Genomic DNA, 24,259 nt, shown 5'->3' with positions numbered 1-24,259 from the left:
CGCATGGACGACGATCTGCCACGGGATCACGGCTCAGCGTGCTCCCACGTCGCCCCGTCGCTCGCCTCCCGGTACGAGACGTGCCACGAGGACCGCCAGCGAGTCGGCCACGGTCACCTCGCTCGAGGCGCATGACGGACGCCTCCCAGTACCTGCTCGTCTGCTATCTCGCCGCGGAAGACGGTGAGGAATCGGTTTCCCCGGGATACGTCGCGGACGAGCTCGACCGGTCGCCGGCGGTCGCGACGGAAACCCTCCAGCGACTCGAGGGGCAGGGCTATCTCACCTACGAACCGTACGACGGGGCGACGCTCACCGCGTCCGGACGGGAGACGGCCGCCGAGCTCTACGAGACCTACGCCGTCCTGTCGACCTTCTTTCGCGACGTCCTCGAACTCGAGGACCCGGAGCGGGAGGCGATGGCGCTCGCGGGGAGCGTCAGCTCCCTCGTCACCGAGCGGGTCGCCGAAACGCTCCTGGAGGCCGAGGACGCCGACTCCGTCGACGTCCCGGCCCGAGCGTCGACGACCGAGAACTGCTAAGCTAGTCGGATCTTCGAAAACCGTCCGAAAGCGGGATTCGAGAGAACAGTCGAACGCCGTCAGTTCGTCGCCGACTCGAGGACGAGCGTGTCGTCTTCGAGGTAGTGCTCGATGTGGTGGGTGTGTTCCTCGATGGTCTCGAGTTGCTCGCGGAGCATCTGGGCGGTCGCGTGATCGCCCAGGCCCTGTGCGAGTTCGATGTGTTCGCGGTAGCTCTCGATGATGTCGCCCATCATCTCGAGGTCGTTCGCGAGCGAGGTTCGGATGTCGTATACGTCCTCGTCCTCGGGCTCGACGGTCGCGTTCTCGGCGAGCGTCGTCATGCTCGCGTGGGGGACGCCGCCGAGGGCCTGCAGTCGTTCGGCGACCTCGTCGGCCGCCGCCTCGACGTCCTCGTAGACCTCCTGGAGGAAGACGTGAACGTCGAGGAACTCCGCACCTTCGACGTTCCAGTGGTGCTTGTGAAGCTGGTGGTAGAGAACGTACGCGTCCGCGAGGTCCCTGTTCAGTGCCTCGACGATCTGTTCCGCCTTCTCGGGCTCGAGTCGTAGCGCGTTCTCCTCGACGGTACCGGCTTCCTGTTGGACGGTCTTCTGCGTGTTCATCACAGTAGCTAGATTGGCGTCCACCCGCATATAAGTTTTCAATTCGGTTATATTTTTTCGTGCGACCTAAAACTCGGCCGTGATCGGTTCGACGACGACGGACTCATCGATCGAACGCCCGCGGCGCGATTTCGGGTCCGGCAGGAGTCGCGTTCCGTCCGACGCGGCGGTCGTGACAGCCTCCGCGAATGACGAATCGAACGGCTATTCAGCGTCCGATTCCGAGCAGCCGATATGGATCTCTCGATCGTCGATCTCGCTCCCGTGCCGGCGGGCGGGAGCGCGACCGAAGCGTACGAGAATACGGTCGAACTCGCGCAACTGGCCGACGAACTCGGCTATTCGCGGTTCTGGGCGGCCGAGCACCACGGGATGGCCGACTCGATCGCGAGCACGACCCCGGAAGTCCTGATCGCGCGCCTCGCGGCCGAAACCGACGAGATACGGGTCGGCTCCGGGACGGTCCTTCTCAACCACTACCGCCCGTTCAAGGTCGCGGAGACGTTCAGTTCCCTCGACGCGCTGGCACCGGGCCGCGTCGATCTCGGCCTCGGTCGGGCGACAGGAATTCCAGCCGCCGACCGCGCGCTGGGAACCGACCGGCAAAAGCGAAATCCCGACGCGGACCACGCCGAGAAGATCGAGGCCGTCGTGAACCACCTCTACGACGGGTTCCCGGACGATCACGCCTACGCCGACCTCCGGCTCCCCCGCTCCGAGGACGACGTTCCGGAAGTGTGGGTCCTCGGCTCGAGCCCCTCGAGCGCGGAAGTCGCCGGTGAACTGGGCCTGCGGTACTGTTTCGCCGGGTTCATCCGGCCGACCCTCGCCGAGCGCGCGTTCGAGACCTATCGCGAGAACTTCGACCCGTCGCCACTCGGCGCCGGCCCGGACGAACCGACCGGCATGCTCGCCATGAACGTCGCCTGCGCCGATACCGACGACGACGCGGCCAGGTTGCGAGCGACCGCCGAGGCGTCCTACCAGCGGATGCAACGCGGCGTCGTCGGCTCGCCCCCGTCTGTCGAGGCGGCAATCGAGGAACTCAGCGGCGTCCCGGATCCCACGCCGAACCCCCTTCCCGATGACGACTGGCCGCGTTCGATTTCGGGGAGCCCCGAGACGGTGGCCGAACTGCTCGAGCAACTTACCGACCGGGTCGGCGTCGACGACGTGATCGTACAGAACATCATCGCCGACCACGACGACGTGCTCCGCTCTCACGAACTGCTCGCGGACGGCGTCGGGATCTGTCGTAGCCACTGAAACGAGTTACACACTGATCGCAACGAAGTCATGCGATCATGTGTGGGTTGACTTTCAGTGGCTACTATAGAAAGCGACCGCATCACTCCCCGAGTACGGCGGTGAAGAACTTCCGCTCGGCCGTCCGGAGGTGCTGGTTGAACGTCGCCGGCGCGATCCCGAGGCGTTCCGCGATCTCCTCGCCGGTACTCCCCCGCGGCCAGTCGAAGTAGCCCGCGAAGAAAGCCGTCTCGATCGCCGCTCGCTGTTTCTCGGTCAGTTCCTCCTCGAGGACGGACGGCACGGACGAACCGGTGCGCTCGCTGCGTTCGGTGGTCCGCTGTGCGAGGTACGTGACGTCGTCGCGCTGGGTGTTGATGAGTTCGATCATCCGGCGGGTGTCCCGGCCCCGCGGGAGTTCGACGACGAATCGAAACTCCCCGTCGGTGATCGTCGCCGATGCGACGTGGCCGCCGTGGGTCGCGATCGTCTCGAACAACGAGACGGCCGCCGGGGCCACGAGTTCGAACTCGAGTTCGTCCCGTCTGACCGAGAGGAAGCGAACGTCGTCGATGCCGTGGGTCCGGTCGACGGCGTCGGCAAACGTTTCCTGCGAGACGTCGCGTGCAGTGCCGTAGGCGAGCAACACCTCGTCGCCGCCGACCAGTTGCTCGAACTCGATCGTACACGATTCGGTCGTCGTGAGCTCGACCAGCGGTTCGGCCATCTCGTCGATGCGGAACTCGAGTTCGACGACGGCGTCGCTGACCAGCGCGTCCTTGCGTTCGATCGCCGTGACCGCGTGCGCGACGACCTCCCCAATCCGAGCGAGGACGCCGGTTTCCGGTCCGTCGAACGCTCGGGACGACGACGAGTAGACGTTCAACACGCCGTAGACGAGGTCCTCGTAGACGATCGGGATCGCCGCCGACGCGTGGTAGTCTCTGGCACGCGCCTGCTCTCGCCACGGCTCGAAATCGGGGTTCGTCTGGATATCGTTCATGACCTGGACCTGTCCGGTCCGGATCGCCGTTCCCGACGGCCCCTGTCCGGCCTCGTCACTCTCGTCGGCGGTGACGTCGATCTCGTCGAGGTAGCCGTCCTCGATACCGGCCGCCGCCTTCGGGACGACGCGATCGCTCCCCGGGTTGACCTCGCCGATCCACGCGAACCGGTAGGCGTCGGACGCGGCGAGGCGATCGCAGACCTGCTGTTCGAGGTCCGCCCGCGTTTCGCTCGTGATCACCGCGTGGGTGATATCGTGCACGATCCGGTTGAGTCGGTTGAGCGCCTCGAGATACTCGCGTTGCTGGCGGCGCTCTCGCTCCTGTTTGGCGCGCTCGATCGCGTGGTGGATCGTCCGGATCAGCAGTTCGCTCGTCACCTCGTCTTTGACGAGGAAGTCCTGCGCACCGCGCTGGATCGCCTCGACGCCGACCTGCTGGTCGCGGACCCCGGTCAGGACGACGATCGGCGTTTCCGCGGCCGCCTCGTGGACCCTCTCGAGCGTATTGACACCCTCACTGTCGGGGAGATTCAGGTCGAGGAGAACGATGTCGGTCGGCTCGGAGTCGATCACGTCGATCCCGTTCTCGAGGCGAGTTTCGCGGGAGATCTCCGGCGTCTGCCCCGTCGCCTCACCGGGATGGACTCGCTGCGCGAGCTCTTCGGTGTCCCGAAGCATCTCCTGAATCAGGCGGGCGTCACCCGGGTTGTCCTCGATGAGGAGGATCTGGAGCGCTTCGGTGGCTGCCACGTCCCCGTCGCCGCCGGTCTGCGTGTCCGATTCGCTCATACGTTATCCGCCTCCGGCGGCAGTCGCACGACCGAAAACCAGAACTTCTCGAAGGCGCGAACGGTTTCGATGAACTCGTCGGGATCGACCGGCTTCGTGAGGTACGCGTTCGCATGAAGGTCGTACGACGTGACGACGTCTTCCTCCGCCCGCGAGCTCGTCAACACGATCACCGGAATCGATCGCAGCGACGGATCGGCCTTCAGTTCCTCGAGGACGTCCTGACCGTCCTTACCCGGCAGGTTGAGGTCCAGCAAGACGAGATCCGGCCGCGGGACGTCGGCGTACTCCCCCTGCTGGGAGAGGAACGCCAGCGCCTCCGTGCCGTTGGAGACGACGTGGAGGTCGTTCTCGATCCGCCCCGCTTTGAACGCCTCTCTGGTCAGGCGAACGTCGCCGGGGTTGTCCTCGACGAGCAGAATCTGTGCCGGCTCGGTCTGGAAAGTCTCTGGCTCACTCATTGGTCGTAACTCTGCGTCTACAGGGGTGACTCCCGATCGGCTCGACGAGGACCCGCTCGAGTTCCGCGATACCTTCCCAATACCGGATGCGAGAACGGCAGGGGCCTACTGAGAAATCGACGGCAGTCATAGTACGATTATAAAATCGGTCGATCGGTGTAAAGGTAGCGCTCAATTCGCTGATGAAACTAACTCTCAGACCAACGTAACGGTCGTGATGAGATGAACGAGCGCACGGCGATCACTCGACGAACGTCGAGAGCCGAACCGTCCGCCCGTCGCGAAGCGAGCGCCGGATTCGGCGTTCGTCCCAGCCGAGCGGCGACACGACGCTCTCGCACGCCCGGACGAGCAGCGTCGCGTAGTAGTCGGCGTCGTACGTTCGTGGCTCCTCGAGGCCGAGCCGGACGCGCTCGGGACCGCGAGCGTCGTCGTCGGTGACGACGTACTCGACGGACTGGCCGGGATGGCGATCGATCCCGCGACGCTCGTATCGCCGGAGTGCCGCCGTGGTATGGGTCCGCTGGCTGTAGTCGGCGAGCCGTTTCGAGACGCGTTTCGTGATCTCGAGATCGGCCGGCTCAACCGCACCCTCGCGAAGGTCTGTCAGTCGGCGGCCGAGCACGTCACAGACCGCCTCGGGGTCGCGTTCGCGGTCCAGCGCCTCGACGAACGCGCGCTGGCTCTCCGCGATAAACGCCGGCGTGCTCCGCTGGCGCAGCTCGATCCCGCGGAACTTGTACTCGCCGCCCGTCCGTTTGCCGAAGTACTTCGTGAGTGCGCCCGCCGACGGGGCCGCACTTCCCGGCGTGTCGCCGCCATCGGCGGCCTCGATCGAATCGCGCAGCGGGACGAAACAGACCCACTCGTAGCTGCCGTCGTGCTCGAGGGGAATCCCCACGGTATCGGAAACCTCGCCGATCACGTCCGACAGGGGGTCCGGGTCGTCGACCCGCGGCGTGACCCAGAGGCTGTCGACGATCCCGTGGACGATCCGCCAGCCCGCGTCCTCGAGGCGGCGTTTCGCCGTCAGCGCGATCTCGCGGGCGTAGGCGTTGATCGCCTCGTGGCACTCGATCCGGCCGAACTTGGCGTTTCGGTATCCCTGATAGCCGAAACAGGAGACGAGCACCCACTTGATCGCGCCCGACTCGGCGCGGAGCCGGGCGGCTTCGTCGTCGGGGAGATCCCCCTCGAGCCGCTGCTTGATCGCGGCCCGGTCCGAAATGAGGGGCTCGAGGACGGCGGGAAGGAAAGCGTCGACCCCGCAGCTGTCGTACTCGAGTTCCGGAACGCGGTGGCCACCGTCGTTACTGACCCTGCAGTCACAGCCGACCGTCTCCGGGCTCACGTCGTGTTCGCAGATGATCCGCGGGTACAGCGAGGCGAAGTCGATCTCGTGGACGTCCTCGTGGAACCCGACCTCGGGTGCGAACGTGAACCCGCCCCGATCGGCCGCGTGCAACGTCTCGACATCCGCGAATCGCTCCGGCTCCCACTTGTTCCACGGCGCGAGCACGCCCCGCTCCCGGCGGGCCAGCCGAATCTGTCGCGAGGTCAGCAGCGTGCCGATGCTCCCCCACGCGGCCTCCTGCAGCGGGCGGCCGGTCCGCTCGACCATGTATCGAATCCCCGCCAGCCCCGACTGGTGCCAGAGGAAGCTGTTCGACGCGTCGATGATCGCCCGCCCGGGAACTCGATACCGCGCCGGCGAGTGACCCACCCGCCCGTAGCTCGCGTACGTGTTCTCGCTCGCCAGCTGGGTCCATCCCGGCTGCCGGCCCAGATGAAACCCCTCGAGCCCCAGCGACTCGGCCCGGCGCTCGAGCAGCGGGACGAGATCGGCGTGGCTCACGACGAGGACGTCCGGATTCCGGCGCTCGAGACGATGGTCGAGCATCCGGAGCGTCTGCTGTTCGTCACCGTCGACGGGCTCACCACCCAGCTCCAGCGCCGAGACGTCGCCGTCGGCCAGCGCCGCGTCGTCGAGGCCGAGCCGAAGCGTTCGCAGATCGCGGTCCGGCGTGGGATCGAGCCCGCGGTCGAGACAGTACCGAAACCCCGGCGCGAGGTCCACGTCGAACAGGCGGAACGTTCCCGGAGCCCGCGTCTCGCGCTCGTGGACGCCCCGGATTTCCCGGGCCAGCGTTCGGACCTCGCCGACGCGCTCGAGGTCGGCGCGCAGGACCTGACTCCGCTCGCCCGCGTGGGCCTCGTGGAGGCTCGTCGCCCACTGCTCGCGCTCCATTGTGGCGACTTTCGGATCGGACGCGAGGCGCTCGTCCAGCTCCGAGAGCGCGTCGTCCGGCCCGGCGACGAACAGCGACGGCGCGTAGTCCGTCACGGTCGTGGACTCGGCACCGCTCTCGGTCAGTCGCCACTGTCGGACGCTCCCATCATCGAACTCGAACGCATAGGGGCTCATGGCGCCTGGTCCACTTCGTTTCGGTCGGTCTCCCGGGCCTCGAGCTCCGCCCGCAACCGCCGCAGTTCGACCTCGTGAGCGAGCAGGAGCGACAGCAACAGGGCCCGTTCCGGCTCCGGCGGATTGGCGTACCCCGCCGCGTCGGCGAACTCGCGCGCCCGGTCGAACAGCCGGTCGAAATCCGACTGGTACTCCCGGCGCAGCGCCCGTCGCATCGGCTCCCAGTCGGACTCGATCCGTCGGAGTGCGTCGCGGTAGGTCGGGTTCGTTCGCCCCATCAGCCGCTCACCTCGAGCAGGCCCCGATCGTGGGCGGCGACGACGGGATCGACCGCGTCGACGGCGCCACAGAGCTCGACCCAGTAGGGGATCGTCGTCTGCCACTGGCTGCCGTGCCAGTACCCCGCCGTCGCGCTCGCCGCGTCCGCCTCCTCGCCCGCCGGCTCGAGTCGGAGCCCTTCGCGCGTCCGAACGCAGTCGATCGCGGTGTCGGCGTACTCGGAAACCGGCCCGGAGCCGGTCGCAGCGTCATCGGCACCGCCGGCGCGCGTCACGAGGACGGGACAGTCGAGCACCCGTCCCAGTTCCGAGAGCGTCTCGAGACTCGCGGCCAACAGGTCCTCGCGCTCCCACGCCGCGAGGTCGTCGTCCCGGTAGAGAGCCGCGACGTTGGGTGCGACGAGGAGGCTCGTCGACGGGTCCGCCCGCCGAGCGACGGCTCGGACCAGCGAGTGGTGCTGGTACGCGGTGAACGCTCGCGCGATCCGCAAGTCCTCGAGTACGCGCGGGCTCGAGGCACAGTCGTACAGTGCGTGGGTCGACGCCGCCGATCGCGCGTCGATCCAGTAGGCCGATCCGTCTCCCCTCTCGCAGTCGGCCAACCGATCACAGACCAGCCGGTGGACGATCCCCGATCGCGGCGACGGGACGTTCAACAGCGTGATCCCGGACTCGAGTTCGAACTGGTGCATACACGAGGCCTCGAGCCAGCGGGGCATAAGCGACGGACGCCGGGTTCCGACAGTTCCGAAAGTCGCTCGAGCGCCGAAATAAGCGCGGAGATCGCTTCTTCGAAGGAAAGTCGCGTTTCCGATACCGATTCCGAAACCGTCCCTGCGGTCACTCCGCCGGCCGCATTCGAATCCGGATGCCGTCCGGATCCGTGATCTCGATGCCGCCGTCGATCGCGGTGACCGACGCGACACCGTCGTCGAAGCGCTCTCGGATCGCATCGATCGCGTCCGCGTCCGGAACGACGAATTCGACCCACGCCAGTCCCAGTCCGTCGCCCGGCGTCGACCGCTGGTTCCACGTGTTCACCCCGATGTGGTGGTGGTAGCCCCCCGCCGCGAAAAAGCACACGCCGGGCGCGAACGACATCGACACGTCGAATCCCAGCCGCTCCGCGTAGAACGATCGGGCCGCGTCGAGCGAGGACACCTCGAGGTGGATATGACCGAGCGTCGTTTCGTCGGGTGCCAGTTGCGAGCCGTTCGAGCCCGCCCCGTCGTCGGCCGCAGCCGCGAGCGCCTCGAGGTCGAGCGGCGCGCCGGCCGCGCGAACGGAGCCATCGTCGGTGCGCGGCCACGCGTCTCGGGGTCGGTCGCGGTAGATCTCGACGCCGTTTCCCTCGGGGTCGGTACAGTACAGCGCCTCGCTGACGCCGTGATCGGAAGCGCCGTCGAGCGTCCACTCCTCGCGAACGCGCTCGAGTGCGGCCCCCAGCGCCCCGCGGGAGGGGACCCTGAACGCGTTGTGGTAGAGTCCGGTCTCCCGCTCGTCGCGCGGCTCGGCGGTCGGATCCACGAGCAACACGAGAAGCGGTCGCTCGCCGGTGCCGAGTGTCACTCTCGTCCCGTCTCGATTCCGGACGCGGAGGCCGACGACGTCGCGATAGAAGTCGATCGTCGCCGCGGCGTCGGCGACGCGAAGCGCGCTCCGACCGGGGCGAGTCTCGTCCGGGAGCGCCGGAGATTGGCTCATACGTCAGTTACGGGCGCGAGCCTCGTAAGTGGCTCTTTTGGCTACCGGTGGCGTCGGCCGTGCTCGAGTCGCCCTTATTGCTCGCCGTCGTCCTCACCGGGCCCGTCGACGAGCCGGTAGGTCCGTCCCCGGCGTTCGCCGACGGCCTCGATCAGGTCGTAGTGAACCATCTTCGTCAAGTAGTTTCGCAGGGTCCGGTGGGTCTTCGGCTCCTCGACCCGCCGCTCGTACTCCGCGTAGAGGTCGCCGGGTTCGATCTCGCCGGCCTCGTCGATCACGTCGTACAGCACCCGCTGGTGTTCGATCAGCCCGTCGATGGTCTTCCGGCGGATCGCCGTCCGCGCGTCGGGGATCGCCGCCTCGAGCGTCTCCTCCGTGATCGACTCCGCCCCCTCCCGATCCGCGCGGCGGGCGGCCGACCGGAGGATGCCGATTCCGACGCGGGCGTCTCCCGACGCGGCGTCGGCGATCGTTCGCAGTTGCGAGTTACCGATCGACTCCGGCTCGAGCGCCTTCGACGCCCGTTCCGCCAGGATCGCGGTGAGTTCGTCGGTGCCGTAGCGGTCGAACCGGACGCGAGTCCCGGCGTGGAGCCGCGAGCGCACCCGATCGTCGAAACTCGCGAACAGCTCCACCTCGCGGTTGGCGATCAACACGGGCGAGACGTGGGGCAGCCGATGGAGGTCGTACAGCGCGGCCGTCTCCTCCAACTGGTCGACCTCGTCCAAGATGACGACGATCGGCTGGTCGTCCATCCGGGAGAGCCGTTCGAACAGTTCGTCTTTCGGCGTCGACCGGTGGACGTCGACCGCTCGGTCGACCGCCTCGAGGACGCTGTAGAGCACGCGAAACCGCGTGTACTCCTGCCAGCAGTTGACGTACGCCACCCGAACCGTCGGCTCCTGTTCGCACAGCTGGGCGAGCGTGTAGCGAGCGATGCAGGTCTTCCCGACGCCCGTCGGCCCGAACAGGAAGGCCGGATCCGGCCGTCCGCCGTACACCAGCGGCTCGAGGGTCTCCGAGAGGAGGGTCACCTCGTCGTGGCGGTGAACCACCTCGCTGGGCACGAAATCCTCGCGCAGGACGCGGCCGTCGACGATCACGTCGCACCGTTCGGTTTCGATGATAATAAACGACGCCGGGCCGTTTCCGATACTTCCGAAACATCGCCGATTTCGTATCGTGGTATTTGATTTATCAGCTTCGAATAGGACGTTTCGACTGGGATACCGGCGGCTGAGCGAGACACCCAATTCGGTATCAAGGGAAGTCGACCGGAGCGCTATCGGAACGACAGTCGCTCTCGGAACTGACCAGGAGCGAGAGCGCACGAGTCGGACGGGGGGCCGGAGCTCGATTCCACCGACCGACGCTCGATTCGATCGAACAGCCGGGTTCGCGACGGCAGTCCGTCAGGTCGACTCGTCCTCGAGTCGGTAAGCTCGGGATCTCGATTGCAACTATCGACCGCGAACGAACGCGGATCGATCGGTACCGTCCCGTCGACCACCCTTTCGAGCGGGACGCCGATGACCACCCGCCTCGCGGATAGCGACGTCGTCAGCGATGTGCCAGCGACTCGGCGCTCGAGTCGGACCAACCGTATCGCAACGACCGTCTTCGTGTGGGGTGTTCACTATCCGGTCATTCGATGTGTTCCGGTCGGGACCTCCCGCGATAATCCGGCCACCGACGAGTGGTCTTCTGAGCCCGAACTGGACAGCGGTTCTAGCGTCTCACTCCGGGGGTTCACGCGTCGGAAACGGGATTTTACGACACACGTAACTCGAGGGTCGGTACGGAAGTGAACTGAACGCCAACCGATACGCGGTGCGAGACGCTACGGACACGGGATGGCACTCGAGCAGCGGTGTTGTCGAAAACCGATCGTCGCTTCACGAGAGGACCGGGCAGAACGAACTCGAGCGACAACGGCGACGGAGTAACACGGATTTTCGACTCGCAATCGAAGTACATGATCGCCCTCCGGTGGTAGTATACTGATCGGCAGGTTGGCTGGGCCGCGGTTCCCGATCGTCGCGATGCGAGTAGTCCTTCCGGGCATCTCGACACTGGGCGCGGAATCGCGCTCACTGGTGTTCGACGTCAGCGCAACGAGATGGAGTCGAAGAGTCAGAGACGATTCCAGGCTTCCAGAAACCACGTCGAGGTCCCGAGAGTCGAGATTCCCGTCGGCGCAGCTACTCGAGCCGTGCGTGTAGCGTCCCGTTTAGCCGGGGACGACCCTCTGATAAATCAAATAAGGCTATATCAATTCCGTCTCCGGCTCGAGCGAACCCCGACCGGACGAAAGAACGAAGCTAATGGAAGATTGGCCGGGAAAACGGCTCTGAGGGCGATTGGGAGGGCTTCGAGACGACAGGAAATCAGTCGCTTCGCCGCGGCGGGTCGCGGATAGCGGCCGATACGGATCGCATACTAATGTCCGCAGTCGGTGGCTGGGTCGGTATGCGTACGCACCCAATCGGGTCGTTCGAAACCGATCTACAGCGCCGCGTCTACGAATACGTCGAGCGTAACGGGGCCGTCACGCCGGCCGAACTGGCGCGGTCGATCGAGGTCGACGGCGGTCGCGCCCACTCGAAGCCCGCCCGATCGGGAACGTACACTGAAACGGTCGCGCCCGCGCCGGACGACCTCCGGTCGTGCATCGAGACGCTGCAGACGGAGGGGTACCTGACAGAGGTCGACGGCAAACTCCGGATCGCGCTCTCGGCGACGACGACCGACCTCGCATGCGCCGACGGCACCGTCACGATCCGGCCGGCCCACGAGGAAGACCGGGACGGTATCGTCGAGACGATGCGGACGGTGGCCGACGACGGGACGTACGTCGTCGCTGCAAACGTCGCGACGGAACTCGAGCGCGAGCCGGCACTCGTCCGGGCCAACGAAGAGCGGTCGCGGGTCTTCTTCGTCGCGGAACTCGGCGAGGAACCGGCCGACGCCGAACCGGACGGCGCGGAAACGGGTGACGACCTATCGATGGCGGACCGCGATATCGTCGGCTGGGTCCACGTCGACGCACCGGAACTCCCGTCGCTCCGTCACACGGCCGAGATCACCGTCGGCGTCGACCCCGAATATCGGCGACAGGGCGTCGGGTCGTCGCTGCTCGAGTACGGGTGCGAGTGGGCGACGGACGCGGGCTATCAGAAGCTCTATCAGAACCTGCCCGCGACCAACGAAGCGGCGATCGAGTTCCTCGAGGAGAACGGCTGGCAGCGCGAGGGCGAACACGAGGGACAGTACTGTCTCGACGGCGAGTTCGTCGACGAGATCATGCTGGCGACGTGGCCCTAGAGCCGAGCGTCGACGGCGGGGTTCGGGGGTTCGTCGTCGGTGATCGCGATACGGGGAAGCGCCCTGCTCGCACTGGCGACGACGAAAACCACATCCTCCCCAGCCGATTGCAGTCCTCGCTCCCGCGGGTCGCTGCGGTCCGCATCCCTCGCACGGTGTGCCGTCGCGACTCGCTGGGAGGCCTCACTCCGTTCGGCCTCGAGCCGCTCGTCGCTCTCCAGCGCGCGCCACCGCAGCGTGGATCACACCGATTCGACTGACGGTGTCTCCCCCGGATGGACCGCGTTGTAAGCGGGACAGGGGCGAACTGCCCGCAGTCGAATAGCTCCGTCCACGTGTCGATCGAATCGGGAAGGTTTTCTTGGCAGTCGGTCGCATATCAGAGTACATGGAGGACATTTCCCTGGGCGTGCCGGAACCGATCCTCGACCAGTTACCGGACAACGACGAGAGCGCGGCGGCGGACATGCAGAAGGCGGTCGCGGGCTGGGAGACGCAGTTCAACCGCATCCTCGAGGAGGCCGACGACGAGCGCGAGGCGGCCGGGCAGGTCCTCGAGGCGATCGATCGCTTCGAGGAGCGCTACGAGACCTACGACGCGTTCGTGCCCGAGTTGCGGGCGTGGGGCCAGTCGCCGATCTACGCGATCGCGTGGCGGACGCTGTACGCGGACGTGATCGCACAGCTCCACGAACACGAGGAGCTCGGCGAGCACCTCGACCGGGAGCGAAACCAGCGGCTGGTCGAGGACGGGATTCGACTGCAGGACCTGTAGCGGCCGTCGGATCCCGTTCTGTCGACCTCCCAAAACGTCAACTTCGCGGACTGCATAGAGACGGCATGAAGTTCGCTGTATCCCGCGCCGGAACGACGCAGATCACTCTGCACGGCGGGTCCGACACGACCGCCTGCAACGAGGCGACGGCGACGCTCGCGGATACTCTCGAGTCCCTCGCGGCCGAAGGACCGATCACCGACTGGGAGATCGAGGACGCGGACGTGTACGAACACCCGACCGCACCGTTCGACCCGTACACGATCGCGCTCGAGTTCACCGTCACAGTCACCGTCGAGGCCGACGACGCCGACGAGGCGACCGAGGTGGGCGCGACCGCGATCGACGAGGCGCTCGACACTGCCGGCGTCGACTCCGTCTCGTACACGTCGTCGCCGGCGGCATCGACGGCCTGAGCGCGGTCCCGAGCGCGGATCGGGGCCGCGAATCGCGGGAATCGCCGACGCCATCGCCCGGACTTATGTCGTCCGAACACGATTGGACGGTATGGAAATCGATCTCCGATTCTTCGCTACCTTCCGTGAGGCCGTCGGCCAGAAAGAGCGAACGCGAACCGTCGACGACGACGCGACCGTCGGCGACGTTCTCACCGCCCTCGAAGCCGAGTACGACGGGCTCGCGGGACAGTTAGTCGAGAACGGGACGATCCGACCGCAGCTGAGCGTGCTGAAGAACGGCCGTAACGTGGTCCACATGGAGGGAGTCGATACGTCGCTGGAATCGGGCGACGTGGTGTCAGTATTCCCGCCAGTCGCCGGTGGATAATCGGCCACCGACGTTCGCAGCGGCGTATATGGATTACCTATAGCTTTTTGTCGGCTGAATAATACTAACGCGTATGTTGGATGCAGTCGTCGAACTGGTACTCGAGCTGGGATTCGACACGCTCCTCGATCGCAACGAGAACAGGACGCTCGTCCAGCAACTCTGTCGGTTCGTCGGCCTCGTGTTCGTTCTCGTCGCGATCGCGCTGTGGGTCGTCAGCGGTCCGCTGTACGGACTCGCTGCGGGCATCGTCGCGCTGGCGCTGCTCCTCTACGGGGCGTGATCGGACGCCGGTGTTCGTCGGAACCGATCGAGGCGACCGCCCTCGGCGGCGATTTCGAGAACGCTTTAGGCCTCGTTCGACTCGAGGCGAACGTGACGCGAACCGACGGCGACGATACGGATCCCAGCCCGGGTGCGCACGCCGACCGAGCGTCGGACGAGCCGGCGGCCGATAGCGGATCGCCAGTAGCGGACGACCGCGAGGCGATAACCTTCGATCGAGCGGGGGTCCGCGCCGGCTTTCTGACCTGTGTCCCGGTCGCGCTCGGCGTCGGCGGCTACGGCGTCGCGTTCGGGATGCTCGCCCGTCGAGCCGGGCTGAGCGTCGCCGAGGCGACGCTGATGAGTGCGACGGTTCTCGCGGGTGCCGCCCAGATCGTCGCCGTCGAACTCTGGGCGGAGCCGCTCCCGGTCGCCACGATCGTCCTCACGACGCTCGCGATCAACCTCCGGTACTCGCTGATGGGGGCTGCGTTGGGTCCCTGGCTCGAGCGGCTCTCGCCGCTCCGAAGCTACGGGAGCCTCCTGCTGATGGCCGACGAGAACTGGGCGCTGACGATGCGCGATCTCAAGTCCGGCAGCGGCCGGGGGGCGTTCCTCCTGGGAACCGGGATCGCGATCTGGTGTTTCTGGGTCGCGTCGACGATCGTCGGGGCGGCCGCCGGCGGCGCGATCGGCGATCCGGCCCAGTACGGCATCGACTTCGTCCTGGCGGCGGTGTTCGTCGCGCTCGCGGTCGACCTCTGGGAGGGGTACTCGACGCTCGTGCCGTGGCTCGTCTCCCTCGCGACCGCGGTCACCGCCGCGGAACTCTTGCCGGGGCGGTGGTACATCCTGCTCGGCGGGCTCGCGGCCGCCGCGGTGGAGGTGGTCCGCCATGGTCGGTGAGGGGGCGTTCGCGCTCGATCCGCTCGTCGTCGGCGTCATCCTCGCGATGACGCTCGTGACGGCGCTGACGAAGGTCGGCGGCCTCTGGCTCCTGCGCCGGATCGAGGTGAGCGAGCGACTCGAGGCGGGACTTTCGGTTCTGCCGGGGGCGATCGTGATCGCGATCCTCGCGCCGGAGTTGGCGACGGGCGGACCGGCGGAGTGGAGCGCGGCCGGTATCGTCGTGCTGGTCATGTGGCGAACGGAGAGCATCCTGCTGTCGCTGTGTGGCGGCGTCGGGGCCGTGGTCCTGTTCCGAGCAGTTGGGTGAACCGCCCCATTACCGGCGAACGTGACTTTATCCGTCCGGCGGTCGAATTCGACGGTATGGTAGCTCGTGTCAGTCGTTCTTTTCGTGGGATCTCCGAACGGCTCGTGGTCCGCTATCTGACGAATCTGGGCGGCGAACAGGTCGCCGAGGATACCGTCGAGGGCGACGGCTGGAGCGCGACCTTTTCGTCGGAGAAAGTCGATATCGGCCCCTCCCTCCAACTGACCGAGATCTCGATAGTGTTCGAGGGCGAGGCGGACACGCTCGATCCCCTCGTCGACAAGTTCGCACAGAAGGCGATGCGCGCAGGTGGGTAGATGGCGGGCGAGCCGATCGAGGGGCAGGTCCTCCTGCTCACCGCGGCCAAGGCGAGCGTGCCGGGGACCCGCCTGCCCGACCTGGTCGAGCGCGCCCAGGTAGCGCTCGGCCCGGCACTCGAGCGGTACCGCCGGGAGTACGAACGGCTCTACGCGGGCGAGGACGTCGAGATATTCCTCGTCGACTGGGGCCACTGGGAGGAGCTCGGCGACGAGATCGACGTGACCGACCGCGAGCTGTCGGCGATCCGCCGGGCACACGAAGAGCAGTTGCTGCGGATCGGTCGGCGGACGGACCGCGAAGACGAGTTCGAAACGGCACTCGAGATCCGGGAACCGGTGGTCATCGGCACTGATAGCGGCGGGACTTCCGAGAGCGCGACGGACGGTGACGACGGCGAGTATCCCGGGTGAGATCGAATGCGACGCGCCGCGGTGCGCTGGCACCGTCGCGGCGACGCTCCTCGCGGTCGATGGCAACTATAAAGATCGTGTTTCACCTTTGGCAAACCACTGAAACGATGGCTATCGACCAGGAAACCGAGATGACCGACGGCGAGATCGACGACTTCCTCAGTCGTCACGAGACGGGGGTGTTGTCGCTCGCGCGCACGGACGAACCCTATGCGATTCCGATCTCGTACGGCTACGACGACGACGAGCGGGAGTTCTACATGCGGATGGTATCGACGCCCGACAGCGAGAAGCGCCAGTTCCTCGAGTCAACGCCGCAAGCGCGGCTCGTCGTCTACGACGAAGTCGACTCGACCTACCGGAGCGTCATCGCCACGGGAGACCTCGAGAGCATCGAGCCCTCGGAGCTGACGCCGGAGCAGATCGCCCAGTACGGCGAGGCGAAGCGGCCGCTGTTCGAGATCTGGGCCGACGGGAAGGACGCGCTGAACATCGAACTCTACCGTCTCGCGCCGGCGACGCTCGGCGGGCGGCGAACGGAAATCGATCGCGAGGAGTGAGAAGGGGAGTCGGAGCGGCGGCCGTGGGGTGGGATTAGTTCGTCTCCTGTTCTGCGACGAAATCCGACGATCCGACCGACGCGCTGCAGACCGGGCAGCCGTGCGATAGCGTGGCCTCACGCATCGATTCGTTGACCTCGATCTCCTGCCCGCACTCCGGGCACGTGAACTCGTATCTACTCATGTCGGGTGGTGAGTCGCGTGAAACTTCAGTCGTCTACCGTATAGCTGTAGGTCCAGTATATATAGGGTTGCGGTTCGATGCCGTCGGTCTGTAGGTCCCGATACGTTCATATAGCTCGAGTCGACGCTCGTCGCCGTCCCGGGACTCGAGTCGCGGCCACCGTGAAGACGATCGGTCACTCGTGATCCAGAATCGCATCCAGCAGCTTCGTCTGGGCCGCCGCGAGGTGTTCGGTGAAGGTCGTCCCGGTAATGTCGAGTTCGGCGGCGACCTCGCCGGCGTTGGCCCGCTTGGGGTGTTCGAAGTAGCCCATCCGGTGGGCCGTTTCGAGGACCTCGGTCTGGCGGTCGGTCAACGTGCTCCGGTCGACGAAGACGAGGTTTCGGTCGTCGTGGTCCTGCTGGGACTGGAGGAGTCGCTGGACGTCGAGGGTCGCGTAGCGCTCGCGCAAGTCACCGATGATCGCCTGTAGGTCCTGCATATCCGGCGCGTGAAAGGTCAGGTGGAGCGAGGCGCCCTGCGTCCGGATATCGATGACGGGACAGTCGTGTCGCTCGATACACTCACAGGGACAACCACAGCCGAGCTCTCGCTGGAATCGGTAGACCGAACTCGAGCCGTAGGCGAAGATCGGCGAGAGATCCGCGTTGACGTCGAGCTCGTCTGGATAGGTCTCGGCCTCGAGCATGAACTCCTCGGTCACGCGCTCGGGTGTGGACGGGTTCGTGCTCCGCGAAACGGACGTGACCCGACCGTCCGTCTCGGCCGACGCTTGCGCGACGACGCAGTCGGGCGGGTCGTCGATTTTTATCTCCGCGCGAATCCCCGAAGCCATTACTCTCTGCTGGGGAGTCCGGGCCCCTAAACCCTGCGTCCGCGATGCGAACCCCGACCGAACGTCTTCGCCCGAGTGACGGCTCGAAAACCCGTGTTAGATCGTCCCACGGCCCGGGTTCGACAACCCCATATAAAGAACCCTGTATTTATTGGGACTCATTTGGAGGGGTCCCGGTCGGTACTAGAAGGTGTAACAGATGTCCGCTACGAACTCTGACGCCCGGACGCGAGGCTGGCACAGCGACGATCAGACCGACCCGCAGGCCGTTCTCACTGCGCTGGACGACGACGCCTGTCGCGCCATCCTCGAGGCGACGACCGAGGAGTCGCTGACGGCGACGGAAGTCTCCGAGCAGTGCGATATCCCGATGTCCACCGCCTACCGGAAAGTCGAACTCCTGACCGAGGCCGACCTGGTCGAAGAGCAGGTCCGGATCAACACCTCCGGGAAGCACGCGACCGAGTACCGCAAGTGCTTCGACGACGTGCTGGTCTCGATCGACGACGGCAACATCGAAATCGAGATGACCACGCCCGACGCCGACGCAGACACCGACGCCGGCGCGTCCTACGCCGTCGCCGACGACTGATCGGTCGGCGGAAGACGCGAATTCCGTCGTCAACACCGATCGGGTCGCAGTATAGCGGACGGCACGATCGGCCGTCGATCGTCTCTTCTCGCGTATCGTGGTTCCCCACCTCGCTCCGAGTTCGCCGGATCGCTCGAGCCGGCGATCACGACCGTCCGCCGATCACGCGACGACGTCGAACAGGAGCATGGCCGGCTGGGTGCCCGTCTGTGAGCCCATATCGAGGACGAACGTGGCGACTACGGCGGCGATGACAAGGATCCCGGGAAGCATGAACACCACTACCGGGAGGGCGGCGGCGATCACGGCTTTTCCGGTCGAGATGTCGTGAAACGTCGACAGTCCCTTGATCTGGAGATACAGACCGTAGAATCCGAGTGCGATGTTGACGAGCGGGAACCACCACAGCCCGTACCGGACGACCGTCGGGAACGCGTACGCCTCGAACGTCTTTGCGATACCTCGTGCACCGAAGAGATACACGACACCGTGAGCGAGTAACGCTTCGACGAGCCCCAGGATCCAGTACGCGATTCCGAATGCCAGGAAAATCACGACACCGATGGCTGCCTCGCCCGGTGCTGTAATGTTCAGCGCTGCAGTGAGCACCGCAGCCGGAAGCATGACAGCGAGGTACGAAATTAGCATGAACGCGATCGGATATCCGATCCCGTGGCTCTCGTTGTACTCCGAAAAGAACGTTCCCGGATCGTTGATCATGTACCCGTTCACGCCCTTCCACTGGTTCAGTAGGCTCATACAACTACATACGAATAGGATTATAATAATGTAACGAATATCTAGAATATCCCGTTTAGAAGAGCTTCGAAGGCTGAAAAGCCACGACCCGAACATACTGGCCGAGATATGACAATTACTAACACCAATATTTGATGTGAGGTGTCCGACGAAATGGATGGACGAACCACCGTCGCACCGCTAATTACTGTCGTCGGTCTGCGACCGTACCAGAGGAAAAATAATCGGTGGAACCGACGGCTCGAGACTACCTTCAGTCGTCGCTCGGTGCCGCCGCGCCGCCGCTGCCACTGACGCCGGTTCCGGGTCCGACCTCGATCCCGAGGTCGTCGAGTTTCTCGTCGGGAACGACGCCGTCGACCCAGCCGCGGTGCTCGTAGTACTCAGCCTTCATCTCGTCGAGTTCGCAGTACTCGCCCTCGCTGGCACCCTGGCCGCGAATGCCGTCCTCGAGGAAGCGCTCGGGCAGCGAGTCGTCGCTCCCGTCGAAGCCGTTGAGGTTGTTGTAGTAGCGCTCGAGGGTGTAGATCCGCTCGCCAGCCTCGAGGAGCTCCTCCTCGGAGACGTCGCGGCCGGTCATCCCGTTGTACTGGTTGACGTACTCTTCGATCCCCTCCGCGAAGGCGTTGAACTTGCAGATGTCGAAGGAGTCGCTGATCGCGTGGAGGTCCTGGAACTGGGCGGTGAGTTGGCCCTTCCCTTCGTACTCGTAGGGGTCGACCTTCTCGGGGACGCCGAGGATCTCCGCGGCGGGCGTGTAGCCGCGCAGGTGGCAGGCCCCGCGGTTCGACGTGGCGTAGCCGATGCCCATCCCTTTCATGCAGCGCGGGTCGTAGGCGGCGATCGTCTGGCCCTTGACCGCGAGCGAGTTCTCGTGGGCGTCCTTCTGTTCGGCGACCCGGCGCGGCCCCTCGGCCAGCAGGTCCGCGAGGTCGCCCTCGCGGTGGCCGATTTGCTCGATCAGATCGATCATCGTCTCGGTGTCGCCCCACTCGAGCTCGCCCACGTCCTCGAGCTTGCCCTCCTCGGACATCTCCATGGCCATCGCCATCATGTTGCCCGCGTCGATGGTGTCGATGCCCATGTCGTTACAGCGGTCGAGCATGACGGCGATCTCGTCGCGTTCGGTGTGGCCCGAGTTCGGCCCCAGCGCGTAGGCCGTCTCGTACTCGTAGGACTCGGTCTCGACGTTCAGCTCCTCGCCCTTGTGCATCACGTCGACTTCGACTTCCTTCTTGCAGGCGACCGGACAGGAGTGACAGGTCGGCTCGTCGACGAGGATGTTCTCGCGGACGTTCTCGCCGGAGACGCGCTCGGCGTCGATGTCGACGCCCTCCGCGTCGCGCATGCTTTCGGTCGACGTGTACTTCCCGTTCTTCGTGGGAAGCCCGTCCATCTCCTCACCGATGTTCATCAGGACGTTCGTGCCGTACAGCGAGAGGCCGCCCTCGTTGGGTGCAGTGACCTCCGACTCCGTGATGGCCTGCATCGCCTGCTGGTGGCCCTCCTTGAACGTCTCCGGATCCGCCGGCTTGGGCATCTTCGTGGTCGACTTGATGACGATCGCCTTGAGGTTCTTCGACCCCATCACACAGCCCGTGCCCCCGCGGCCCGAGGCCCGGTCGTCCTCGTTCATGATACAGGCGTACTTGACGCCGTTCTCGCCGCCGGGTCCAATCGCCATCAGCGAGAGGTTCTTGCCGTAGGATCCCTCGTGTTCCTCCTCGAGTCGATCCCGGGTGTCGTGGACGCCCTCACCCCAGAGGTGGGAGGCGTCCCGGAGTTCGACCTCGCCGTCCTCGACGTAGGCGTAGACCGGCTCGTCGGCTTCCCCCTCGAAGGTCAGGCCGTCGAAGCCGGCCCACTTGAGACGGGCCCCCGACCAGCCACCGTGGTGACTGTCGGTGATCGTCCCGGTCAGCGGCGATTTCGTACAGACGGCGATCCGGCCGCTCATCGTGACCTGCGTCCCCGACAGCGGGCCGTTCATGAACGCCAGCAAGTTGTCGGGCCCGAGCGGATCGACGTCCGGTCCCTGGTCGAAGACGTACTTCGCCCCCAGTCCTCGAGCGCCGATATACTTCTTCGCGTCCTCCTCGTCGATCGACTCGTAGGCGACCTCTCCCTCGGAGAGATCGATGCGAGCGACTCTGTCTTGAAATCCGCCGAGTTCTGTCATAGTAACCGTTCACTCTTGTATAACACCTCTATTGTGTTAGGCGTTCTCAATCAAATGTAACCATAATTCGTTACGCACATCCGAAACGAGTCGATCGACGTATCGCTCGAGGGAATCGACAGTGACGCGAGACCGATCGTCCGTCGTGCCGGAACGTATTGCGGACAGTAACCGGTAGTACTCACGTCTGAGCGGTGGGGAGTCGGTCAGATGGGGAGTGGCCTCCTCGGTGTCGGGGCGGTCACAACAGGAGCGCGACCACCGCGAGGATGATGAAGATCAACACGAAGATCCGTGCGATCTCCATCGAGATTCCGGCGACGCCGCGGGCACCGACGGCGGCGGCGACGATCGCGAGGACGAAGAAGATGATCGCCCAGTACAGGAATCCACCGCCACCGACCTGAAGCGGAGTTGCGAAGGTGAACATAGCGACGACTCCCACGACGAGACATATAAACGCCGGTCACCGTCGAACACAGTTTTCGGCTCTAAGTGGCTGCTACAGGCTTCGAGGCGTGACTGTCATCGCCCCGGGACGCTACGCGTCCCCGAAGAAGGCGCGACACAGTTTCGCCTCGGCCGTCCGCAAGTGTTCGTGGAAGGTCGGCCGCGAGACGCCCATCGACTGGGCGAGTTCCTCCCCGGTCGTCGGCCGGGGCCACTCGAAGTAGCCGCCGAGGTACGCCCGCTGTAACGCGCCGAACTGGCGCTCGGTCAGCGCCTCCTCGAGCCGGGCGGCGAACTCCTGGCGCGTTTCGCCGTCGCGTTCGCGCTGCTGGAAGGAGACGACGTCGGTCCCGTCGTAGCGGTCCTCGACGGCCTCGACGATCGAGCGGACGTTCGCCGATCGCGGAATCTCGAGGGTGAGACGGGCGCGACCGGCCTCGCTTTCGATCGCCTGGGTTCGCACGCCGCGTTCGGAGAGCCAGCCGACGAGGTCGTCATCGCTCGTCAGTTCGACGAGACACTCGTCCTCGCGCTCGACGACGATCCGGCAGTCGACGTCGGCGAGGTCGTCGGCGGCAGCTAGGATCTCGTCGGCGCTCGCGCCGGTGACGGTAAACAGCGAGGCCGTCTCGTCGTCGGTCCGATGGACCGAGCGGCGGTACTCGAGTCGGCAGTCCGCCTCGGCGGAGAGGGCGACGGGAGCGAGGGCGCGGTCGGTCACCTCGAGTTCGACCGCGACGACGGCGTCGGTCGCGAGCATGCGGCTGGTTTCGCGGGCGTTGACGCCGCTCGCGACCGCGCGGGCGAGCGCGGAGAGGATCACCGTCTCGCGGTCGTCGACGGCGCGGTCCCGGTTCATCAGCACCGTCAGGACGCCGTACTCGATGCCGTTGTACGAAAGCGGGAACGCGGCGTACGTCGTTCCGTCGACCGCGTCGACGGTCGACTCGTTCGTCGTGACCGTCTCGACGGCGGGGTGGTCGGTGTCCGTTGCGATGTGCGTGTCGTCCGGTTCGACCCCGGCGCTCGAGCGGACGTCGATCGTGCCGGTCGCGGGGTTTCGCTCGCCGATCCAGGCCCCGTCGTAGGCCTCCTCCGCGGCGATTCGCGCGCAGACCTCGGCCTCGAGCTCCGAGCGGTCAGTCGAGCCGGCGACGACGGCGGTGACGTCCTGGATCAGTCCACCGACCCGATCGAGGATGTACTCGAGTTCCTCGGTGCGGCGCTCGAGCGCGATTTCTGCCTCCTTGCGCGCGGTGATGTCGTTCTGGAAGCCGACGTAGTTGGTCACGCGGCCGTCCTCGTCCCTGACGGGGGCGATCGTCACCTCGTTCCAGAACTCGGTGCCGTCCTTGCGATAGTTCTTGAGTTCGACGGTGACCGGGCGGTCAGCATCGATCGCCGCCGCCATCTCGGCGATCGCCTCCTCGTCGGAGTCGTCGCCCTGCAGGAACCGACAGTTCCGACCGACGACCTCGTCGTACTCGTAGCCCGTCATTTCCTCGTAGGCCTCGTTGACGTACACCAGCGGGTTGTCCTCGAGATCGGGATCCGAGATGGTGATCCCGACGGGCGCCTCCTCGAGCGCGCGGTCTTTGACCAGTCGGTCGCTCGTGCCCGATAGCGAGGGGGTGTCGGTGCCCTCGCGGGCGTCGGGATCGGCACCGTTGCGGTCGAACGTGATCGTCGCCCCGTTTGCCCCCCGATGGATACGCACGCTCTCCCCGTCGTCGAAATCGACCCGTCGGGCGGTGCCGACGGTCGTTTCGTCGATCGCCGCCGCGAGCCGGTCCCAGCGCGCACCGAGTGCAGTCGCCGCGTCCCGATCGGCGTCACCGAGGTCGAACGCCGTCCGGGCGGCCTCGTTCACGTACGTGATCGCCCCGTCGGCGATCGCCACGACCGGATCGACCACGTGCTCGAGGGCCCGGACCGCCGCCGCGGCGTCACCACCGGTGCCACCACGCTCCGTGTCGACATCGTCCATAGTTCCTTCTAGAGAAGGATCCATAAGAACCGTTGTGATTGGCGACCGGGCCACTGACGGCAGCGCAGGCTAGAATGTTATATAATGCCACGGTGTATAATAACATATGTCAGTACATCGATCACCGTTCGAGCGCCTCCGGGAGAAGTTCGACGAGTCGGAGCTACGCTGTCGGTCCTGTGGCTACGTCGACACCGAGGGCGGCTGGCGAGTCACCGCCTCGGGCGGGCGCGTTCGCTATCAGTTCGTCTGCCCGTCGTGCGACGCCGTCGAAACGAGGGAGCTACGGCTCGGGTGACGGTCCCGAGCCGTGCCCGGCGACTCGAGGTCCTGCTCTCGGCCGAGGTTCCGTGACGGGAGTTACACGATCAGCGACTCGATCGTCGGGGCGATGGCCGCCGTTCTATCACGAAACCAATGATTTTCGGCACGAGAGCGCCGTATCGAGTCGAGCGGCCCGATACGGAGACGAGACGACGGTCACGGATCGGCTGTAAACGGTCGATTCAACGCGACAACGGTCGTTTTAGATGCAATAATCCCGTAACAGTCGGCCCGTTTT

At 65.7% G+C, this 24,259-nt stretch carries 30 protein-coding genes; 16 read left to right on the top strand and 14 right to left on the bottom strand.

Annotation, left to right across the window (positions count from 1 at the left end):
• Window positions 1–3 precede the first annotated feature (3 nt).
• The gene (locus tag LDB05_RS23440; RefSeq protein WP_284145778.1) at window positions 4–135 is read left to right on the top strand and encodes a hypothetical protein; all 132 of its coding nucleotides are present in this window, start codon (window positions 4–6) and stop codon (window positions 133–135) included.
• On the top strand, window positions 132–542 hold the full coding sequence (locus tag LDB05_RS18860; protein WP_226005513.1) for a metal-dependent transcriptional regulator: 411 nt from the start codon (window positions 132–134) through the stop codon (window positions 540–542). The genes LDB05_RS23440 and LDB05_RS18860 overlap by 4 nt, the downstream gene beginning before the upstream one ends.
• A 59-nt stretch (window positions 543–601) precedes the next feature.
• Here the strand turns inward: LDB05_RS18860 and dpsA are convergent, their stop codons facing one another.
• On the bottom strand, window positions 602–1,147 hold the full coding sequence (gene dpsA, locus LDB05_RS18855; RefSeq protein ID WP_226005512.1) for a DNA starvation/stationary phase protection protein DpsA: 546 nt from the start codon (window positions 1,145–1,147) through the stop codon (window positions 602–604).
• A 234-nt stretch (window positions 1,148–1,381) separates the two neighbouring features.
• Between dpsA and LDB05_RS18850 the strand changes: the two genes are divergently transcribed.
• Complete coding sequence (locus tag LDB05_RS18850) at window positions 1,382–2,413, top strand: LLM class flavin-dependent oxidoreductase (RefSeq protein ID WP_226005511.1); 1,032 nt, start codon at window positions 1,382–1,384, stop codon at window positions 2,411–2,413.
• An 82-nt stretch (window positions 2,414–2,495) separates the two neighbouring features.
• Here the strand turns inward: LDB05_RS18850 and LDB05_RS18845 are convergent, their stop codons facing one another.
• The 7 genes from LDB05_RS18845 to LDB05_RS18815 all read right to left on the bottom strand — a co-directional run bounded on the left by LDB05_RS18845 (window position 2,496) and on the right by LDB05_RS18815 (window position 10,158).
• Complete coding sequence (locus LDB05_RS18845) at window positions 2,496–4,187, bottom strand: bacterio-opsin activator domain-containing protein (RefSeq protein WP_226005510.1); 1,692 nt, start codon at window positions 4,185–4,187, stop codon at window positions 2,496–2,498.
• The gene (locus LDB05_RS18840; protein WP_226005509.1) at window positions 4,184–4,648 is read right to left on the bottom strand and encodes a response regulator; all 465 of its coding nucleotides are present in this window, start codon (window positions 4,646–4,648) and stop codon (window positions 4,184–4,186) included. The genes LDB05_RS18845 and LDB05_RS18840 overlap by 4 nt, the downstream gene beginning before the upstream one ends.
• Before the next feature lie 241 nt (window positions 4,649–4,889).
• Window positions 4,890–7,073, bottom strand: coding sequence for a type B DNA-directed DNA polymerase (locus tag LDB05_RS18835; protein WP_226005508.1), 2,184 nt, complete (start codon window positions 7,071–7,073; stop codon window positions 4,890–4,892).
• The gene (locus LDB05_RS18830; protein ID WP_226005507.1) at window positions 7,070–7,351 is read right to left on the bottom strand and encodes a DUF8156 family protein; all 282 of its coding nucleotides are present in this window, start codon (window positions 7,349–7,351) and stop codon (window positions 7,070–7,072) included. Before LDB05_RS18830 ends, LDB05_RS18835 begins: the two co-directional genes overlap by 4 nt.
• Complete coding sequence (locus tag LDB05_RS18825) at window positions 7,351–8,043, bottom strand: P-loop NTPase family protein (protein WP_226005506.1); 693 nt, start codon at window positions 8,041–8,043, stop codon at window positions 7,351–7,353. The genes LDB05_RS18830 and LDB05_RS18825 overlap by 1 nt, the downstream gene beginning before the upstream one ends.
• A gap of 148 nt (window positions 8,044–8,191) precedes the next feature.
• Window positions 8,192–9,055 (bottom strand): VOC family protein, encoded by an 864-nt coding sequence (locus LDB05_RS18820; RefSeq protein WP_226005505.1) that lies wholly within the window; start codon window positions 9,053–9,055, stop codon window positions 8,192–8,194.
• 74 nt (window positions 9,056–9,129) lie between these two features.
• On the bottom strand, window positions 9,130–10,158 hold the full coding sequence (locus tag LDB05_RS18815) for a Cdc6/Cdc18 family protein (protein ID WP_226005504.1): 1,029 nt from the start codon (window positions 10,156–10,158) through the stop codon (window positions 9,130–9,132).
• Between the two features lie 1,366 nt (window positions 10,159–11,524).
• Between LDB05_RS18815 and LDB05_RS18810 the strand changes: the two genes are divergently transcribed.
• The 11 genes from LDB05_RS18810 (at window position 11,525) to LDB05_RS18760 (ending at window position 16,711) form a co-directional block, all read left to right on the top strand.
• Window positions 11,525–12,379: a GNAT family N-acetyltransferase gene (locus LDB05_RS18810; protein WP_226005503.1), complete on the top strand. Its 855-nt coding sequence runs from the start codon at window positions 11,525–11,527 to the stop codon at window positions 12,377–12,379.
• Window positions 12,370–12,639, top strand: a complete 270-nt coding sequence (locus LDB05_RS18805; RefSeq protein ID WP_226005502.1) for a hypothetical protein — start codon at window positions 12,370–12,372, stop codon at window positions 12,637–12,639. The genes LDB05_RS18810 and LDB05_RS18805 overlap by 10 nt, the downstream gene beginning before the upstream one ends.
• Window positions 12,640–12,767: 128 nt before the next feature.
• Window positions 12,768–13,154, top strand: a complete 387-nt coding sequence (locus LDB05_RS18800; RefSeq protein ID WP_226005501.1) for a DUF7971 family protein — start codon at window positions 12,768–12,770, stop codon at window positions 13,152–13,154.
• A 65-nt stretch (window positions 13,155–13,219) separates the two neighbouring features.
• A complete protein-coding gene (locus tag LDB05_RS18795) occupies window positions 13,220–13,570 on the top strand; it encodes a hypothetical protein (RefSeq protein WP_226005500.1) in 351 nt (116 codons plus the stop codon).
• Window positions 13,571–13,661: 91 nt separating this feature from the next.
• On the top strand, window positions 13,662–13,940 hold the full coding sequence (locus LDB05_RS18790) for a ubiquitin-like small modifier protein 1 (protein ID WP_226005499.1): 279 nt from the start codon (window positions 13,662–13,664) through the stop codon (window positions 13,938–13,940).
• A gap of 73 nt (window positions 13,941–14,013) precedes the next feature.
• On the top strand, window positions 14,014–14,223 hold the full coding sequence (locus tag LDB05_RS18785) for a hypothetical protein (RefSeq protein ID WP_226005498.1): 210 nt from the start codon (window positions 14,014–14,016) through the stop codon (window positions 14,221–14,223).
• Window positions 14,224–14,315: 92 nt separating this feature from the next.
• Complete coding sequence (locus LDB05_RS18780) at window positions 14,316–15,110, top strand: AzlC family ABC transporter permease (RefSeq protein ID WP_425498610.1); 795 nt, start codon at window positions 14,316–14,318, stop codon at window positions 15,108–15,110.
• On the top strand, window positions 15,100–15,420 hold the full coding sequence (locus LDB05_RS18775; protein WP_226005496.1) for an AzlD family protein: 321 nt from the start codon (window positions 15,100–15,102) through the stop codon (window positions 15,418–15,420). The genes LDB05_RS18780 and LDB05_RS18775 overlap by 11 nt, the downstream gene beginning before the upstream one ends.
• 56 nt (window positions 15,421–15,476) lie before the next feature.
• The gene (locus LDB05_RS18770) at window positions 15,477–15,737 is read left to right on the top strand and encodes a MoaD-like domain-containing protein (protein WP_226005495.1); all 261 of its coding nucleotides are present in this window, start codon (window positions 15,477–15,479) and stop codon (window positions 15,735–15,737) included.
• Window positions 15,738–16,151 (top strand): DUF8048 family protein, encoded by a 414-nt coding sequence (locus LDB05_RS18765; RefSeq protein WP_226005494.1) that lies wholly within the window; start codon window positions 15,738–15,740, stop codon window positions 16,149–16,151. It abuts the gene before it with no gap.
• A 107-nt stretch (window positions 16,152–16,258) separates the two neighbouring features.
• A complete protein-coding gene (locus tag LDB05_RS18760) occupies window positions 16,259–16,711 on the top strand; it encodes a pyridoxamine 5'-phosphate oxidase family protein (protein ID WP_226005493.1) in 453 nt (150 codons plus the stop codon).
• A gap of 34 nt (window positions 16,712–16,745) precedes the next feature.
• Here the strand turns inward: LDB05_RS18760 and LDB05_RS18755 are convergent, their stop codons facing one another.
• Together LDB05_RS18755 and LDB05_RS18750 are read right to left on the bottom strand one after the other, a co-directional pair.
• The gene (locus LDB05_RS18755; protein ID WP_226005492.1) at window positions 16,746–16,895 is read right to left on the bottom strand and encodes a DUF7560 family zinc ribbon protein; all 150 of its coding nucleotides are present in this window, start codon (window positions 16,893–16,895) and stop codon (window positions 16,746–16,748) included.
• A gap of 175 nt (window positions 16,896–17,070) precedes the next feature.
• Window positions 17,071–17,730, bottom strand: coding sequence for a helix-turn-helix domain-containing protein (locus LDB05_RS18750; RefSeq protein WP_226005491.1), 660 nt, complete (start codon window positions 17,728–17,730; stop codon window positions 17,071–17,073).
• Window positions 17,731–17,929: 199 nt separating this feature from the next.
• Here LDB05_RS18750 and LDB05_RS18745 point away from each other — a divergent pair, with 199 nt between their 5' ends.
• Complete coding sequence (locus LDB05_RS18745; RefSeq protein ID WP_226005490.1) at window positions 17,930–18,322, top strand: winged helix-turn-helix domain-containing protein; 393 nt, start codon at window positions 17,930–17,932, stop codon at window positions 18,320–18,322.
• A 162-nt stretch (window positions 18,323–18,484) separates the two neighbouring features.
• Here LDB05_RS18745 and LDB05_RS18740 read toward each other — a convergent pair whose 3' ends face one another.
• The 4 genes from LDB05_RS18740 to LDB05_RS18725 all read right to left on the bottom strand — a co-directional run bounded on the left by LDB05_RS18740 (window position 18,485) and on the right by LDB05_RS18725 (window position 23,697).
• Window positions 18,485–19,081 carry a YIP1 family protein gene (locus LDB05_RS18740; protein WP_226005489.1) on the bottom strand — a complete coding sequence of 199 codons (597 nt, stop codon included), beginning with the start codon at window positions 19,079–19,081 and terminating at the stop codon, window positions 18,485–18,487.
• 253 nt (window positions 19,082–19,334) lie between these two features.
• Window positions 19,335–21,260, bottom strand: a complete 1,926-nt coding sequence (locus LDB05_RS18735) for an aldehyde ferredoxin oxidoreductase family protein (RefSeq protein WP_226005488.1) — start codon at window positions 21,258–21,260, stop codon at window positions 19,335–19,337.
• 241 nt (window positions 21,261–21,501) lie between these two features.
• Entirely contained in the window at window positions 21,502–21,690 is a 189-nt protein-coding gene (locus tag LDB05_RS18730) for a DUF1328 family protein (protein ID WP_226005487.1), read from the bottom strand.
• Between the two features lie 111 nt (window positions 21,691–21,801).
• Window positions 21,802–23,697 carry a bacterio-opsin activator domain-containing protein gene (locus LDB05_RS18725; RefSeq protein ID WP_226005486.1) on the bottom strand — a complete coding sequence of 632 codons (1,896 nt, stop codon included), beginning with the start codon at window positions 23,695–23,697 and terminating at the stop codon, window positions 21,802–21,804.
• 106 nt (window positions 23,698–23,803) lie between these two features.
• On the opposite strand from LDB05_RS18725, the gene LDB05_RS18720 reads away from it, so the two are divergent.
• Window positions 23,804–23,995, top strand: coding sequence for an HVO_0649 family zinc finger protein (locus LDB05_RS18720; RefSeq protein WP_226005485.1), 192 nt, complete (start codon window positions 23,804–23,806; stop codon window positions 23,993–23,995).
• Window positions 23,996–24,259 lie beyond the last annotated feature (264 nt).

The sequence above is a fragment of the Natrinema salinisoli genome, from assembly GCF_020405205.1.
GTDB classification, from domain to species: Archaea; Halobacteriota; Halobacteria; order Halobacteriales; family Natrialbaceae; genus Natrinema; species Natrinema salinisoli.
The sequence above is the reverse complement of the archived record's forward strand: the minus strand, read 5'-3'. Positions and strand labels throughout refer to the sequence as shown.